This window comes from Burkholderia sp. IMCC1007 (assembly GCF_027257875.1).
GTDB lineage: Bacteria > Pseudomonadota > Gammaproteobacteria > Burkholderiales > Burkholderiaceae > Burkholderia.
Genome location: NZ_JAPVQY010000008.1, coordinates 1 through 16,184, shown reverse-complemented (window position 1 = coordinate 16,184; position 16,184 = coordinate 1). Strand labels below are relative to the sequence as shown.

Sequence of the window (16,184 nt, the reverse complement as noted above, 5' to 3'; positions counted from 1 at the left end):
AAAAACCTCACCTCAGCGGGATGCGGGCAGGAAACCCCGGATTTGCGTCCCGAAAAGCCTCACCTTTCGGGCATCACAGGCCCCGCAGCGCGCTTTTCTGTGCAAAATGGCGGCCGGTTCCCGGAAATCCTCACAGCAAATCTGCTGTGAGTCCCGTGAAACCTCACCTTTCGGGAAAAACGCCTAAAAGATGGGCAGAATCAGGGCGCGAAGAAGGTCCCGCAAAATCTCACCTATGTCTGCACAGGCAGAAATCTGTGCACGCAGGCACAGCGCGGGTTCTGTGGCTGTATGGCCCCGAAAAGCCTCACCTTTGAAAAAACGCGTGTTTGACTGTGATCCCGAATCCGCTCACGACCTTTCCTGCATCGGCTCACGCAGCTCCCCGAACCCCATCACTTCTGCTCCCGCAAAAGATCACCTTGGGTCCCGTAAAACTTCACCTTGTCGGCCGGAAAGCCTTGCTGGATAAGGCTGTGCCGTGGCGTTAACGTTTTTAACTAAGGGTTCAAGGGTGTTTACTTCTAATACTCTCAAGACCTTCGTTCCCGAGTTTTCCACAGACACACCAACCCCTGAACACCCACAGGCTGCGATGTCGGCTGTCATGTGAAACAAATGCCCTTTTTGGAGGCGTGCATGAAAACGCTTGTAATACAATGACTTGACAGCCATTCTTCGCTTTGTTTCACGGGATTTGAAGCGCCACTCGCGTGAATCGCCTCACAGACCCGATTTCTGTGCGAAGCGACGTAAATTCGCGACGGTCGACGAAAAAAAGTATCAAAAAATACGTATTTCGTTATGATCGCAACATCTCAATGTCTGTGAGCCACGCCATGACGCTGGATGAAATCCGTCACGCCATCCGGGAAGAACTCGAATCGCTGCGCGCGAGCGGCGCTCGACGTCAGGAATTGTCGCTGCATGCGTGCAAGCGTCTGTTCTTCGATCTCGGCATTCGGCCGTCGGCCGCCAATGTCCGGGATCTGACCCAGACGGGCAGCGCCAGCGACATTCCGAAGGACATCGATCACTTCTGGGAGCGCATCCGCTCCGCGTCCAAGGTCAGGCTCGACGGCGCGGCGATTCCGAAAGCTGTGGAGGAAAAGGCGGCCGCGTTGCTTGGTGCGCTCTATGAAGAAGCGTTGAAAGCCGCCCGGGAAAGCCTCGACGGCGACCGTGAACAGATTCGTGCAGCCGTGACCGACGCGGAGCAGCGCCTGCGCGACGCCACCGTTCGCCAGGAAACGCTCGAAGGCGCGCTGGCCCGCAGCGAAACCCGCAACGACCAGCTGCAAGCACGCGTGACCGAACTCGAAGTGCAACTCGCGTCGCAATCGACGCACGGTTCGGCAAACGAAGCGACGCTGCTCACCACAGTCGCCCGACTGGAGAAGGAACTGGCTGCCATGGCCAGCCGCGTCGACGCCGAACAGACGCAGAACGCTGCGTTACGCGATCGCATCGATACGTTGCAAGCCGAATTGCAGCAGCGCACCGAACACTATGCGCAGCAGATCAAGGACGCGGTGGCCGAAGCCGAGCGCCGCGTCAAACCGATGCTGGTCGAACTCGATTCGCTGCGCAGCATGGCTTCGACGTACCAGAGCGGCCTGCGCGACGTGCAACGCAAAGAATTCGATTTTCTTCAGCAACTGAGTTCGGCCAAGGCCCGTGCGGACCGGCTCGAAGAGCAGTTGCGCACCCAGAGCGACGAACTGGAACGCGCGACGCGCGAGGCGAACACGCTGCGCGCGAGCCGCGGCATGAGTCCGGAGATCTCGGCGCTGATTCGGCGGCTGGCCGATGCCGGCCAGCTCGACGCAGACGCGTTTTCCGCGATCGGGACGTCGCTGGATCACGAGATACCGGTCCCGAACGAGTGCCCGCATTGCGACGGAGAGCCGGAGTTGTCACGTGGCGACGACGGCTTCGAAGTGTCGTGCCCGGAATGTGAACATGCGTCGGGGCCATGGCCTTCCCGATTCGAGGCTGTCGCGCGCTTTGCGCGCAGCTGAGCCGCCGATCGCCGGCGCGGTGTCACAGGTGAGATTGTCCGGGAAGCTTGAGGTGAGGTTTTTCGGGAGCCGCAAAACGGTGAGGCGGCGCCACACAAGGCCGCTCACGCATCATGTCGCGTGAGCAGCCGCTTCCGAATCAGTGAGTTTCGTCCTGGTCGGACGCATCACCGTTGGCGAGATCATCGCGCCAGTTTTTCCACGCGCGATGCAGGCGGTTCGACGAGATCGGGCGCATGAAACCGAGCCATTTGCCGACCCGCTCGGGCGGCACGTCGTGTTCGAACAGTTCGGCCGCGTAGGTGTTGCGCAGCGTTTGCGGACTCGCGCGCGCAGTGCGCGACGACGTGAGCCCGGCGGATTCGACGATCGCGTCGATCGCGCGCAGCATCGTTGCCTTGTGCATCGGCCGGCCGGCATGCGATGCGGGGAACACGAGTTCGCCCGGAATTTCCTGACGCTTGCGTTCCACGAGCCATGCTTCCAGCAACGCGATCGCGAACGATGCGAGATGGGTTTCGCGCGCGAAATCGGGATGCGTCGACTGGATCTGCAACGATGTGCCGCTGGTATTGATGCAACTAATCGTAAGTGCACGCGCTTCGCCGGTTTTCACGCCAGCGCCGAGAAACGCGGCAACGAGCGCGCGATCACGCCGCTCCTTCCAGTACGCGGAACCGGACACGCCGATTGGCGAAAACAGGTAAGCGAGCAACTTCGCGCGTTCAGTCGGTGTCAGGAAACCGGTCGGCTCGTTGTCACGGGCCTTTCGCCAAGTCGCTTCGCCATCCTGAGCAATGAAGCGGGCAGGGTTGGTCGATGCGAACTCGGTGCGCCGGATATGGTCGAGCACGCGCTCGATCAATCTCAAATAGCGCATTCGTTGCGTTTTCCGGATCGGAAGCTCACCGACGAAGTGAGCGATCGACGCGGTATCGACGGTGGCGAGGTTCTTCTGATGAGCACGCAGCCAGGTGAGAAACGCGCCCCATTGCGCGCGATAGACGTCGGCCGATGAACGACGGTAGTCCTGCATGGCAAGCCATGCGTCGAACGCGGTTTCGGGCGAGACGATCCAGTCGGACGCGCCGCGGTCGAACAGGTCCTTTTCTTCAGGCCGTGCGGGGATGTCGGGGGGCGTGGGAAGAGACATGTTATTTATTCCGTTAGTTGCGTGTATGGTAGCCCTTTCCGCAACGTCTCGGGCAGTAAGCAGGATGCTGGAGCAGGCCGCCGCGCTGGACGGCCCGGGCGTGGCGTCAGTCGCCCCAAGCCTTCGACGGACGGGGCGCGCGCTCGCGCGGCGACGCGTTCTGCGACGCTGCCGCTGCTTCATAGGCGAGCACCGCGAACGAGAACACGGCTGGGAGTGCGTTCGATCGGCCGAAATCGATCGGATCGTCCGTTTCGGGAAAGGTCATGTCCGACGGGCGCTCGAACAACTGGCGCATAGCGGCTTCATGCCGGCTGGCAAAGCCGAGATCGGCCAGCGCCTCGGCTTCGATGGCGTGCAGCAGACGCCACGACAGCGGGACGCGCTGGCGGATGTAGCGCCCGGCAATATGGCGGACGATCAGTTCGAGGTCGTGCGCGGCAGCCTTGAAGCTGAGCGCGGCCAAATCTTGTTCTTCTGTCATCGCAGGCTCCTGTCGGCCGAAGCAGGCGCCTCGGTGCGCCGACCCGGCCATGCATGGCGGAATGTCCGTATACTGTACAAACATACAGTATTTTCCGCAACTGGCCATTCGGCCAGCTATACGCATCGTCAGCGATGAATCACGATCAGTAGTGCGCGCGCCTCGGCCTTGCCGGGGTTGCGGATGGCGTGCGGCGTGTCGGCCGGATAGCGGGCGGTGTCGCCCGCTTTCAGGCGGCGGCTCGCGTCGGCGGCTTCGATTTCCATCGCGCCCTGCAGCACGGTCAGGTGTTCGCGCGTGCCGGGTTCGTGTGCGTTCGATACGAGCGCGCCGCCGCCCGGCAGCGTCAGTTCGTACCACTCGAATTTGCCGGCCAGGTCGATCGGGCCCCACACGCGCAACTGGTAGCGGCCGTCGTGGCCAGCCAGCGTCGGAATGTCGTGCGGGCCGTCCACACGGATCGTCTCGGGCGCTTTCGGTTGCGAGAACAGTTCGTCGAGCGTGATGCCGAGCGCGTTCGTGAGCCGCCAAGCCACCGCGATCGTCGGGTTGGCCTTGTCGCGCTCGATCTCGGAGAGCATCGACTTCGATACGCCGGCCGCGCGCGACAGGTCGTCGAGCGTGAGCTTGCGCTCGTTGCGCAGGCGCTGGATCTGCTCGCCGACACGCGGCGGCGTCGCGGCCGGCTGCTGCGGTGCGGCGTCGGCACGCGTGCGCCGCGACCCGGAGGAACTTGCCATTTGGTTTCCGTTCGCTTAGAGTTGTTCGGTATTTCGAATTCTAGTTCGGAATATAGGATAAATGCGGTCAACCGAACGACCGACTATAACAGCAGCAGGCCGTTGCGCTGCCGCCACGAGTGGCACGGAACGGATTGCGAAACCCTGTCAGGAGCTTTGCGATGCGTGATGCCTTTCTCGCCCAGGTGCGCGGGACGCTCGACCAGATCCGCGCGGACGGTTTTTACAAGACCGAGCGCGAGATCGCGAGTCCCCAAGCCGCGGCCGTGCGGCTCGCCGGCGGTGCCGGCGTGCTCAATTTCTGCGCGAACAACTATCTGGGTCTGGCGAACGATCCGCGCCTGATCGACGCGGCGAAGGCCGGCCTCGACCAGGACGGCTTCGGCATGGCATCGGTGCGCTTCATCTGCGGCACGCAAACTGTGCACAAGCAGCTCGAAAGCGCGCTGGCGTCGTTTCTCGGCACGGAAGACAGCATCCTCTATTCGAGCTGCTTCGACGCGAACGGCGGCCTGTTCGAGACGCTGCTCGACGAGAACGACGCGGTGATCAGCGACGAGCTGAATCACGCGAGCATCATCGACGGCGTCCGTCTGTGCAAGGCGAAGCGGTTTCGCTACAAGAACAACGACCTGTCCGACCTCGAGGCGAAGCTCAAGGAAGCGGACGCAGCGGGCGCGCGCCACAAGCTGATCGCGACCGACGGCGTGTTCTCGATGGACGGCATCATCGCCGATCTGAAAGGCATCTGCGACCTCGCCGATCGCTACGGCGCGCTCGTGATGGTCGACGATTCGCACGCGGTCGGCTTCATCGGCGCGCATGGCCGCGGCACGCCCGAGCATTGCGGCGTCGACGGCCGCGTCGACATCATCACCGGCACGCTCGGCAAGGCGCTCGGCGGCGCATCGGGCGGCTATGTGGCGGCGCGTCGCGAGATCGTTGAACTGCTGCGTCAGCGTTCGCGCCCGTACCTGTTCTCGAACACGTTGACGCCGAGCATCGCCGCCGCGTCGCTGAAGGTGCTGGAACTGCTCGGCAGCGACGAAGGCGCGAAGCTGCGCGAGCGCGTGCGCGAGAACGGCGTGCGGTTTCGCGAACAGATGACTGCCGCTGGCTTCACGCTCGTGCCGGGCGCGCATCCGATCATCCCGGTGATGCTCGGCGACGCGCAGCTCGCGACGAACATGGCCGACAAGCTGCTCGCCGAAGGCATCTACGTGATCGGCTTCTCGTTCCCGGTCGTGCCGCGCGGTCGCGCGCGCATCCGCACGCAGATGAGCGCCGCGCATACGCCCGAACAGATCGACCAGACGGTCGCCGCGTTCGTGCGCGTCGGCAAGTCGCTCGGTATCGTCTGACGGAGGCGCGATCATGAAAGCACTGGCAAAGCTCGAACGCGGCCCGGGCCTCACGCTCACGCGTGTGAAGCGCCCCGAAGTCGGACACAACGACGTGCTGATCAAGATTCGCCGCACGGCGATCTGCGGCACCGACATCCATATCTGGAAGTGGGACGACTGGGCGCAGAAGACGATTCCCGTGCCGATGCACGTCGGACACGAATACGTCGGCGAGATCGTCGAGATGGGGCAGGAAGTGCGCGGCTTCGCGATCGGCGATCGCGTATCCGGCGAAGGTCACATCACCTGCGGTTTCTGCCGCAACTGTCGCGCCGGGCGCCGCCATCTGTGCCGCAACACGGTGGGCGTCGGCGTGAACCGCGAAGGCGCATTCGCCGAGTATCTGGCGATTCCCGCGTTCAACGCGTTCAAGATTCCGCCCGAGATCTCCGACGATCTCGCGTCGATCTTCGATCCGTTCGGCAACGCGACGCATACGGCGCTGTCGTTCAACCTCGTCGGCGAGGACGTGCTGATCACCGGCGCAGGCCCGATCGGCATCATGGCTGTGGCGATCGCGAAGCATGTCGGGGCGCGCAACGTCGTGATCACCGACATCAACGACTACCGCCTCGAACTCGCACGCAAGATGGGCGCGACGCGCGCGGTCAACGTCGCACGCGAGTCGCTGCGCGACGTGATGGCCGACCTGCGGATGACGGAAGGCTTCGACGTCGGTCTCGAGATGTCCGGCGTGCCGAGCGCGTTTACGAGCATGCTCGAGGCGATGAATCACGGCGGCAAGGTCGCGCTGCTCGGCATTCCGCCCGCGCAGACGGCGATCGACTGGAACCAGGTGATCTTCAAGGGCCTCGAGATCAAGGGCATCTACGGCCGCGAGATGTTCGAGACCTGGTACAAGATGGTCGCGATGCTGCAAAGCGGCCTCGATTTGTCGCCGATCATCACGCACCGCTTCGCTGCCGACGATTTCGAGAAAGGCTTCGATGCGATGCTGTCCGGCGAAAGCGGCAAGGTGATTCTCGACTGGACCGTCTGAGCGCCGGCGGGGCCGTCGGCCTGTTTTCCGGCTGCCCCGCTGGTGTTTGGAACGTTCGTCGACGTCGATCGGCTTCGACGAACGCGTAAGGTGAGAATATTCGGGAGCTGTGTTTGCGTGCCGAATGGCGGCTCGATCGCGCTTTCGCGGCACACGTGGACGTTGAATTCAGCGGCTACACGCAGCTTCCCGGCTGCGATGCGACGACGAACACTACGATTCCTCGGACCGCTTCGGTGACATGCAATCACGCATGCATCTCACCCATCAGGGTCGCCCTTCTGTCACGCGCATTCGGCGCGCGTCTTTCTTCTTACCGTTCGATTTTTTGCCGGCGCGCATTCACAGCGCGCGATTGAATAGATGCCCGTTGCGGAATGACTCGCGGGCCGAGGTTCAGCCATGTTCCCATGACAACCTTGAGCGTGAAGTGAACAACCGGAAAGAACTCACCATTCGGCTACGCCGCACCGATCGGTGCGCCGCCCGCTATTCGATCTGCTCACCGTTGAACCATCGCGGTTCGAGTCGCGGACATCCAAACATGCGCCGAACTCCGCCCGCAAGACGCCACTTGCCCACTGGAAGCACGCGACGTTCGGCCCTCTCACCGACAGGGCTTTTTCACGCGAACATTGACGGCGGAGAACGATCGTTCTACCGTAAACGCATGAACACACCCAATGCACTCTCCGGCGAACCGGCCGTTCGCGACCGGCTGCTCGATGCGGCCGAGGCGCTGATCTACTCGGGCGGGATCCACGCGACGGGCGTCGATGCGATCGTGAAGCGGTCCGGCGCGGCGCGAAAGAGCTTTTATTCGTATTTCGAATCGAAAGAGGCGCTGGTCGTCGCCGCACTCGAACGTCGCGACGAGCGCTGGATGCGCTGGTTCGTCGACGCGACGCTCGCGCGCGGCAAATCTCCACGCGCGCACCTGCTCGGCATGTTCGACGTACTGCGCGACTGGTTTGCGCAACCCGACTTTCACGGCTGCGCATTCCTGAACGCGTCCGGCGAGATTGCCGACGCCGACGATCCGGTGCGGGTCGTCGCGCGCATCCACAAGGAGCGCTTGCTGGCGTTCGTGCGCGAGCGGTTCGACGCGTATGCCGACGAAGCCGGGATCGAGCGTCGCGGGTTTGCCCGTCTCGCGCGTCAATGGCTGGTATTGATCGACGGCGCGATCGGCGTGGCCCTCGTCAGCGGCGATGCAAACGCCGCGCGCGACGCGCGCGCCGCCGCCGAGCTGCTGCTCGACACGGTTTCCCGATCATCGAAGTAGTTCGTCCCGACGGCCACGCTCGTGCGCGGCCAGAACCTTGAACAGGAGCATCCCATGTCCGCTTCCCCGGAAGTTCGTCCGCCCGTTCCGCCCTTCACGCTCGAAACGGCGCGCCAGAAAGTGCGCGCCGCGGAGGATGCATGGAACACGCGCGATCCGCAGCGCGTGTCGCTCGCCTATACGCCGCAAAGCCGCTGGCGCAATCGCGCGGAGTTCGTGACGGGCCGCGACGAGATCGTCGGCCTGCTGCAGCGGAAATGGACGCGCGAGCTCGACTATCGGCTGATCAAGGAGCTGTGGGCGTTCGGCGGCAATCGCATCGCGGTGCGATTCGCGTACGAATGGCACGACGATGCCGGCAACTGGTTCCGTTCATACGGAAACGAAAACTGGGAGTTCGACGAAAACGGACTGATGGCGCATCGCCATGCGAGCATCAACGATCTGCCGATCCGTGAAGCGGATCGTTTGTACCACTGGCCGCTCGGTCGTCGCCCGGACGATCATCCCGGTCTGTCCGATCTCGGGCTGTGACGAACACGATAACGTCGCGCCCGATCGTACGTCGAGCGCGACGCCTGTGTTCAAAGGTGAGGAAATACGGGGGCGCTGCGTTGAGGTGAGGGTTTTCGGGAGAACGCGCTTTCTGTGCGTGCGGTGTGGCGTTTTACGCGCTGCACCTCACCGATCGAACTTCACGTATCGAACTTCACGTGAGCCCGCGCGATTGCACACAGAAGCATCGAATGCACGCGCATTCGTAAAACGCGCGCGGTGAAGTTGGATCGGTGGGTATCGACACCCGATGCAACTCATCGCTCGACTTCAACGCGATCCTCATCGCCGACGCGCCAGCGGCACCCAACCGTGCGTGTCATCGAATCGCGTCGCTCACCGTACGACCGCGAAACGCATGCATTGACACACACGCATCCGAATGGGGTTCAGGTGCGCAGCGGCATGTCGTGTCGCTCACCGCCGAACCCGACATGCACCGATTCCCATCGAGCTGCGCACTGCCCGCAGCGCTCGATCAGCCGGCGATCCGCGCCGCGATCGCTTCGCCCACTTCCCGCGTGCCCGCCTGACCACCGAGATCGCGTGTGCGCGGCCCGGTGCGCAGCAGGTCCTCGATCGCCGCGACGATCGCGTCGTGCGCTTCGCGCTCGCGTCCCGCGCCGTTGCCGAGGAAGTCGAGCATCATCGCCGCCGACCAGATCATCGCGATCGGATTTGCGACGTACTGGCCCGCGATGTCGGGCGCGGAGCCGTGCACCGGTTCGAACAGCGACGGGAACGTGCGGTCCGGATTGAGGTTCGCCGACGGCGCGATGCCGATCGTGCCCGTGCAGGCCGGCCCGAGGTCGGAAAGAATGTCGCCGAACAGGTTCGATGCAACGACCACGTCGAAGCGGTCCGGCTGCAGCACGAAGCGCGCGCACAGGATGTCGATGTGCTGCTTGTCGACGGCGACCTCGGGATAGCGTTCGCCCATCTCGGCCGCGCGCGCGTCCCACCACGGCATGCTGATCGCGATGCCGTTGCTCTTCGTCGCGACGGTCAGGCGCTTCGCGCGGCGCTGCGCGAGATCGAACGCGAACTTCAGCACGCGCTCGGTGCCGTGGCGCGTGAAGATCGATTGCTGCATCACCACTTCGCGCTCGGTGCCTTCGAACATCGTGCCGCCGACCGACGAATATTCGCCCTCGGTGTTCTCGCGCACGATCATGAAGTCGATGTCGCCCGCCTTGCGGCCGGCGAGCGGCGACGGCACGCCATCGAACAGGCGCGCGGGCCGCAGGTTGATGTACTGGTCGAATTCGCGGCGGAATTTCAGCAGCGAGCCCCACAGCGAAATGTGATCGGGCACCGTCGCGGGCCAGCCGACCGCGCCGAACAGGATCGCGTCCATGCCCGACAGCTGCGCCTTCCAGTCGTCCGGCATCATCTTGCCGTGCTGCGCGTAGTACTCGCAGCTGGCCCAGTCGATCTGCTCGAACTCGAAGCGGATGCCGAAACGCGCCGTGACGGCGTCCAGCGCGCGCAGCCCCTCGGGCATCACTTCACGGCCGATGCCGTCACCGGGAATCACGGCAATCTTGTAGGTCCTGTCGCTCATGCAAGTCTCCTTGGCTGGTCGGGCCGCTGGCAGCATGCGCAGCGGCACATGACGCCATTTTATTTATTTCCATTCGGATTAAAATCGCGTGAAAGGTTAATCGACTTTCCACGAATCGTGAACAAATCGCCGAACCTCGACGACCTGCGCGTGTTCAGCCTGGTCGTCCGCCTGACGAGCTTCAGCGCGGCCGCCGAGCAGCTCGCGGTGTCGCCTGCGTATGTCAGCAAGCGTATCGCGCTGCTCGAGGCGCAGCTCGGCACGCGGCTGCTGCACCGGTCGACGCGTCGCGTGACGGTCACGGAAGCCGGCGAGCGCGTGTTCGCGCGCGCCGAGAAGATCCTCGACGACGTCGACCATCTCGTCGAAGACGTGTCCACCACGCGCACGGTGCCGCGCGGCACGCTGCGCATCTCGAGCAGTTTCGGCTTCGGCCGGCATGTCGTTGCGCCGGCGCTGCTCGACTTCTCCGCGCGCTACCCGCAGCTGAACGTGCGGCTCGATCTGTTCGACCGGCTCGTCGACGTCGCGGGCGAAGGCTACGACCTCGACGTGCGCATCGGCGACGACATCGCCGATCACCTGATCGCGCGCCGCCTTGCGGCGAACTATCGCGTGCTGTGCGCGTCACCCGACTATCTCGCGCGACGCGGCACGCCGCGCTCGCTCGCGGATCTCGCGTCGCACGACTGTCTCGCGATCAAGGAGCGCGACCATCCGTTCGGCGTCTGGCGGCTGAACCTGCGCGGCGAGACGGCAACCGTGAAGGTCGGCGGCGCGCTGTCGACGAACCACGGTGAGGTGGCCGTGCAATGGGCGCTGGCCGGGCGCGGGATCGTGTTGCGTTCGATCTGGGAAGCGGGGCCGCTGATCGAACAGGGCGCGCTGCGCCGCGTGCTGCCGGAAGCGCACCAGCCGGCGAACATCTGGGCCGTGTATCCGGAACGCGTCGCGGCGTCGGCGAAGGTGCGCGTGTGCGTCGACTTTCTGGCCGAGACGTTCGCCGGTCTGAATGCCGCGGCGAACGACGATGCGGGCTGAAATCGTCCAAAGGTGAGCTTTTACGGGAGCAAGTTTCGCGCATCCGCTGATGCGGTTTGACGGCTCGCGATAGCGTCACGAGCCGCAAATGCGACGGCGTCGCCGCTCTGTTCGGCGGCCACGCCCACGACGATGTCCACACGCGGCTTACGCCGCTTCCGCCACGTTCGTCGCACCGAGCATCAGATCGAGATTCTGCACGGCCGCGCCGGATGCGCCTTTGCCGAGGTTGTCGAACACGGCGGACAGCAGCACCTGACCGTGCTCGTCGTTGACGAACACGCTGAGCCGCAGGTCGTTCGTACCGTTCAGCGCCTCGGGATCGAGATGCGTGATCGTGCGCGCGTCCGCGAGCGGCGTGACCTCGACATGACGCGCGTCGGCGTAATGGTGCGCGAGACATGCATGCAGCGACTCACCGGTCGTGCCGGGCGGCAGAACGCGCAAGTCGATCGGCACGGTCAGCACGATGCCTTGCCGATAGGCGCCATAAGCCGGCACGAACAGCGGACGGTGTGCGAGCCCGGCATGCAGCTGGATTTCCGGCACGTGCTTGTGCGCGAGCGCGAGGCCGTAGACCTGCAGCGGTTTCGCGCGAGGCGCACCGTTCGATTCGAATGCGTCGACGGCGCTGCGTCCGCCGCCCGAGTAACCGGACACGGCGTGGATGCTCACCGGGTAGTCGCGCGGCAGCAGGCCAGCCTGTTGCAGCGGCCGAAGCAGGCCGATCGCGCCCGTCGGATAGCAGCCCGGATTGGTGACGCGCCGTGCGCGTGCGATCTTCTGCGCGTGCCCCTCGACCATCTCGGGAAAGCCGTAGACCCATTCCGGGTCGGTACGGTGCGCCGAGCTCGCGTCGATCACGCGTACCGCCGGATTCCGGATGAACCCGACCGCCTCGCGCGCGGCGGCGTCGGGCAGGCACAGAATCGCGATGTCGGACGCGTTGATCGCTTCGGCACGCCGCGCGGGGTCCTTGCGTTCGGCGTTCGGCAGCGTGACGAGCCGCAGGTCGGTGCGATCGCGCAGGCGCTCGTGGATCTGCAGGCCGGTCGTGCCTTGATCGCCGTCGATGTAGACAGTGGGGAAGCTCATGGTGGTCGCGCTCCTTGCTTCGGACGTCGGGAAAACCGTATCGTCCGTCGAACGCCTAGAATAGGAAAAGTTGAATTTCCTGATTGCCGGATTCAGTTTTCCTGAACGAGAGGTGGGAATGCGCGAGATCAGCCTGGACCGGCTGCGTACGCTGGTCGCAATCGCCGACCAGGGATCCTTCGTGGCCGCGGCGCAATTGCTTCATCTCGCGCCGCCGACCGTCAGTCTTCACGTCGCCGAACTCGAGAGCCGCATCGGCGCGCCGTTGCTGTCCCGCACGCGCGGCAACGTGCGGCCGTCGACCATCGGTGAAGCGCTGGTGGAGCGGGCGCGCCGTCTGCTGGCCGAGGTCGAGTCGACGCTCGACGACGTGCAGCGGCAGGTGCAGGGGCTGACCGGACGAGTGCGCCTCGGCGCGTCGACCGGCGCGATCGCGCATCTGCTGCCGCAGGCGGTGGCCCGGTTGCGCGAGCAGCATCCGGACATCGACGTGCAGATCGCGGTGCTCACGTCGTCCGACACACTGGCGCGCATTGCGCAGGGCACGCTCGACGTCGGGCTGGTTGCGCTGCCGCAGCCGGCGGTCGCGGGGCTGTCGATCCGCGCGTGGCGGCGCGACCCGGTGCTGGCCTTCCTGCCCGCCGACTGGCAGCTCCCGGCGCGTGTGACGTCGGCCTATCTGGCTGCGCGTCCGCTGATCCTCAACGATGCGACCACGCGCCTGTCGCGGCTCACGACCGAATGGTTCGCGCTCGGCGGCCATCGGCCCGAGCCGCGTATCGAACTCAACTACAACGATGCGATCAAGAGCCTGGTTGCCGCGGGGTACGGCGCGACGCTGCTGCCGCATGAGGCGGGCGCCCCGCTGCCCGACGCGCGGATCGTGATGCGGCCGCTGCGTCCGGCGTTGTGGCGCGAACTGGGCATCGCGCATCGGGCCGGGCCGGTCGAGCGGCCGACACAGCATGTGCTCGACGCGTTATGGGCGCTCGGCGCGCGATAGGGAAGCGGGTGGGGCGTGGCGGGGTTCGCTCGCCTTCGCGCGAGCGGGGCCGCCGACGAATGCGGTCGGCAGGCGCCAGAACAGCGGTGTCGTCGGCCGGAACGGGCGCCGCAGTTGCGGCGCGGCGGATGCAGCATGCATAGCGCGAGCGGCATTCCGGCTCGCCGAGCGTCATGCGCCATGCGTCGTCCATCATGCGCCATCCGTCATGCGCCACACGCAGCCGTATGCCGCCCCGCCCGCGCCCCCAGTCCGTTACAGCCGATTGTCCTTCGCGAGCATCAGCACGCGCGCCCAGCGCTGCGCGTCGCGCTTGTCCATCATCGGCAGTTTCCATTCGCCGCGCGCGCCGTCGCGCACGCGCACGACGAGATGCCAGCGGCCATCGATCGGCTCAGCGTCGCAGCCGTCGAGTTGCGACAGCGTATAGCGGCCGTCCGCGCCGTCATGCGACAGCCACAGCAGCCCCTGCGTCGCGGACACGCGCAACTCGCCCCACGCGCGATGCACGATGTGAGTCCAGCCTTGTTCTTTCGTGTTCGGTGCGATGTCGCGGCGGCGTTTGATCCACCACGCGATCAGCGCGATCACGAACGCGGCGGCGAGCACGGCGGCCGCGATCGCGACCGGCTGGCCGAACTGCGCGGCGATGACGTGAAACAGGTGAACGGCGCCCCATCCCAGCGCGATGAGCGCGAATAGCGCAATGAAAATCGGCATGTCGGATCGTAAAGGAAGACGGACCGGCGCAGGCATCGCGCCGGTCCGTTGCACATGGCCTTAGCGGCGGCGGTGAATATCGTGCGTGATGAAGCCCGCGTCGTTGGTGGGCAGCGCGAGGCCGTCCTTGACCGCGAGCGTCTTGCGGATGTCGTCGAGACCCGCGGACCAGTGGTCGCGCATCGTCGACAGACCGAACTGGTAGTCCTTGTAGTGGTGCTCGTACGCTTTCTGCTGATAGATCAGATGCTGGATGTTGTACTTCTTCCCGCTCGACATCGCATCGGCCTCGACGCACCACGGATCGTTCTTGCGCTGTTCTTCCGGCACCTGGTCGAGCACGTGGCGCAGCACGTTGCGGTAGCGCTGTTCGCGCTGCAGCGTGTCGGTGACGAAACGCGTGCGGCTCGAATACTGCACGTCCTTCGTGCGCTCGGCGACGTCGGCCATCGTGCGCGGCAGCGGCCCGCGTGCGCTCCACAGATCGACCTGGAACGCGAGCGTGTCGCTGCGCGGCCGGGCGCGCAGCACTTCCATCAGCGGCGTGTTCGACACGACGCCGCCGTCCCAGTAATACTCGCCGTCGATCTCGACCGGCGGGAACGCGGGCGGCAGCGCGCCGGACGCGATGAAGTGCTCGGGCGCGAGGCGAATGCGCGAATTGTCGAAGTACACGAAGTTGCCGGTGCCGACGTTGACCGCGCCGACCGACACGCGCGTCTCGCCCGAGTTGATCCGGTCGAAATCGCACAGCTTGAGCAGCGTCGCGCGCAGCGCGGACGTGTCGTACCAACTGATCTTTTCCGGATGATCGGCCACGCCCGGCAGCGGCGGCGGGAAGCGCGGCACGAAGAACCCTCGCTGGCCCTGCATCATCGCGCTCGCGGCCTGCGACGCGGTGAAGAACGTGCGGACCTGATCGATGCTGTTGAACAGCGCGAATTCGAATGCGGCCGGAATCGCGGGAAAGAACGCCGGCTGGCAGATCGTTTCCCAGAATTCGCGCAGCCGTTCGACGCGATGTTCGGGCGCATTGCCCGCGATCAGCGCGGTGTTGAGCGCGCCGATCGAGATGCCGGCGATCCAGTCGAGGGGAATGCCGGCCTCGTGCAGACCTTCGAACACGCCGGCCTGATACGCGCCGAGCGCGCCGCCGCCTTGCAGGACGAGCGCGATCGTTTCGTACGGCAGCGACCGCGCAGCGGCCGGCGCACCGGCTTCGTGATGCAGGTCCGCCGCATCGACGGCCTGCTTTTCTGTACGCGCGTGCGGTTTCATCAGTGACTCCGAGAAATCCCGCCATGGATGGCGGAGCGGAACGGAGTGACGCCGATCGACGGCACTGCACGTTCCATCGTGACAATGAGCGGTGATGCGGGAGTCGCCTCCCTGTCAGGGAGGCGGGGGCGTTATTGCATGAACCAGCCGTGGCTGACGACGAACGACTGGCCGGTGAGCGCGGCGCTCGGGAACGCCGACAGGAACAGCACCGTCTGCGCGACGTCCTGCACCGTCGTGAACACGCCGTCGACCGTGTTGCCGAGCATCACCTTCTTGATCACTTCCTCTTCGCTGATGCCGAGTTCCTTCGCCTGCTCCGGAATCTGCTTGTCGACGAGCGGCGTGCGCACGAAGCCCGGACACACCACGTGCGAGCGCACGTTGTGCTTCGCGCCTTCCTTCGCCAGCACGCGGGCAAGACCGAGCAGGCCGTGCTTGGCCGTCACATACGCCGACTTCAGCGGCGACGCCTCGTGTGAGTGCACCGAACCCATGTAGATCACGACGCCGCCGCGATCGTCCTTGTACATGTGCTTGAGCGCGGCCTTGGTCGTGAGGAATGCACCGTCGACGTGGATCGCCTGCATCTTCTTCCAGTCGGCGAACGAGTAGTTCTCGATCGGGTTGACGATCTGGATGCCGGCGTTCGATACAAGGATGTCGACCGAGCCGAACGCTTCGGCCACCTTGTCGATGCCGCTGTTCACGGCGTCTTCGTTGGTCACGTCCATCGCGACGCCGATTGCCTTGCCGCCTGCCTTGTTGATCTCGTCGGCCACCGCGTTTGCGCCGTCCTGGTTCAGGTCGGCGATCGCGACGGCCGCACCCGCTTTCGCGAG

General features: G+C 64.9%; 15 protein-coding genes. 7 read left to right on the top strand and 8 right to left on the bottom strand.

The window, feature by feature from the left end; all coding sequences use genetic code 11:
- Positions 1 to 839 precede the first annotated feature (839 nt).
- Positions 840 to 2,021 (top strand): DNA-binding protein, encoded by a 1,182-nt coding sequence (locus tag O1Q03_RS10125; RefSeq protein WP_269503414.1) that lies wholly within the window; start codon positions 840 to 842, stop codon positions 2,019 to 2,021.
- Positions 2,022 to 2,160: 139 nt separating this feature from the next.
- Here O1Q03_RS10125 and O1Q03_RS10120 read toward each other — a convergent pair whose 3' ends face one another.
- From O1Q03_RS10120 to O1Q03_RS10110, 3 genes are all read right to left on the bottom strand, one after another.
- Positions 2,161 to 3,174, bottom strand: a complete 1,014-nt coding sequence (locus tag O1Q03_RS10120) for a tyrosine-type recombinase/integrase (protein WP_269503153.1) — start codon at positions 3,172 to 3,174, stop codon at positions 2,161 to 2,163.
- Positions 3,175 to 3,280: 106 nt separating this feature from the next.
- Positions 3,281 to 3,658: a DUF2471 family protein gene (locus O1Q03_RS10115; protein WP_269503413.1), complete on the bottom strand. Its 378-nt coding sequence runs from the start codon at positions 3,656 to 3,658 to the stop codon at positions 3,281 to 3,283.
- A gap of 128 nt (positions 3,659 to 3,786) precedes the next feature.
- A complete protein-coding gene (locus tag O1Q03_RS10110) occupies positions 3,787 to 4,398 on the bottom strand; it encodes a helix-turn-helix domain-containing protein (protein ID WP_269503151.1) in 612 nt (203 codons plus the stop codon).
- 161 nt (positions 4,399 to 4,559) lie between these two features.
- Between O1Q03_RS10110 and O1Q03_RS10105 the strand changes: the two genes are divergently transcribed.
- The 4 genes from O1Q03_RS10105 to O1Q03_RS10090 all read left to right on the top strand — a co-directional run bounded on the left by O1Q03_RS10105 (position 4,560) and on the right by O1Q03_RS10090 (position 8,620).
- Positions 4,560 to 5,759: a glycine C-acetyltransferase gene (locus O1Q03_RS10105; protein ID WP_269503150.1), complete on the top strand. Its 1,200-nt coding sequence runs from the start codon at positions 4,560 to 4,562 to the stop codon at positions 5,757 to 5,759.
- Positions 5,760 to 5,772: 13 nt separating this feature from the next.
- Positions 5,773 to 6,801: an L-threonine 3-dehydrogenase gene (gene tdh, locus O1Q03_RS10100; protein WP_098554394.1), complete on the top strand. Its 1,029-nt coding sequence runs from the start codon at positions 5,773 to 5,775 to the stop codon at positions 6,799 to 6,801.
- Between the two features lie 670 nt (positions 6,802 to 7,471).
- Positions 7,472 to 8,086 (top strand): TetR/AcrR family transcriptional regulator, encoded by a 615-nt coding sequence (locus O1Q03_RS10095; protein ID WP_269503412.1) that lies wholly within the window; start codon positions 7,472 to 7,474, stop codon positions 8,084 to 8,086.
- Between the two features lie 54 nt (positions 8,087 to 8,140).
- On the top strand, positions 8,141 to 8,620 hold the full coding sequence (locus O1Q03_RS10090) for a nuclear transport factor 2 family protein (RefSeq protein WP_027781811.1): 480 nt from the start codon (positions 8,141 to 8,143) through the stop codon (positions 8,618 to 8,620).
- A gap of 499 nt (positions 8,621 to 9,119) precedes the next feature.
- Here the strand turns inward: O1Q03_RS10090 and O1Q03_RS10085 are convergent, their stop codons facing one another.
- Complete coding sequence (locus tag O1Q03_RS10085) at positions 9,120 to 10,205, bottom strand: tartrate dehydrogenase (protein ID WP_269503147.1); 1,086 nt, start codon at positions 10,203 to 10,205, stop codon at positions 9,120 to 9,122.
- Between the two features lie 117 nt (positions 10,206 to 10,322).
- Between O1Q03_RS10085 and O1Q03_RS10080 the strand changes: the two genes are divergently transcribed.
- A complete protein-coding gene (locus tag O1Q03_RS10080) occupies positions 10,323 to 11,246 on the top strand; it encodes a LysR substrate-binding domain-containing protein (protein WP_269503146.1) in 924 nt (307 codons plus the stop codon).
- 147 nt (positions 11,247 to 11,393) lie between these two features.
- On the opposite strand, the gene argC is transcribed toward O1Q03_RS10080, so the two are convergent.
- Positions 11,394 to 12,341, bottom strand: a complete 948-nt coding sequence (gene argC, locus O1Q03_RS10075; protein ID WP_269503145.1) for an N-acetyl-gamma-glutamyl-phosphate reductase — start codon at positions 12,339 to 12,341, stop codon at positions 11,394 to 11,396.
- A gap of 118 nt (positions 12,342 to 12,459) precedes the next feature.
- Here argC and O1Q03_RS10070 point away from each other — a divergent pair, with 118 nt between their 5' ends.
- Positions 12,460 to 13,344 carry a LysR family transcriptional regulator gene (locus tag O1Q03_RS10070; RefSeq protein WP_269503144.1) on the top strand — a complete coding sequence of 295 codons (885 nt, stop codon included), beginning with the start codon at positions 12,460 to 12,462 and terminating at the stop codon, positions 13,342 to 13,344.
- 255 nt (positions 13,345 to 13,599) lie between these two features.
- Here O1Q03_RS10070 and O1Q03_RS10065 read toward each other — a convergent pair whose 3' ends face one another.
- The 3 genes from O1Q03_RS10065 to O1Q03_RS10055 all read right to left on the bottom strand — a co-directional run.
- Positions 13,600 to 14,064 carry a hypothetical protein gene (locus O1Q03_RS10065; RefSeq protein WP_269503143.1) on the bottom strand — a complete coding sequence of 155 codons (465 nt, stop codon included), beginning with the start codon at positions 14,062 to 14,064 and terminating at the stop codon, positions 13,600 to 13,602.
- Positions 14,065 to 14,124: 60 nt separating this feature from the next.
- On the bottom strand, positions 14,125 to 15,342 hold the full coding sequence (locus O1Q03_RS10060) for a patatin-like phospholipase family protein (protein ID WP_269503142.1): 1,218 nt from the start codon (positions 15,340 to 15,342) through the stop codon (positions 14,125 to 14,127).
- A 131-nt stretch (positions 15,343 to 15,473) separates the two neighbouring features.
- Positions 15,474 to 16,184 (bottom strand): 3-hydroxybutyrate dehydrogenase (locus tag O1Q03_RS10055; protein WP_269503140.1); only part of this gene is annotated, 711 nt, incomplete at its 5' end.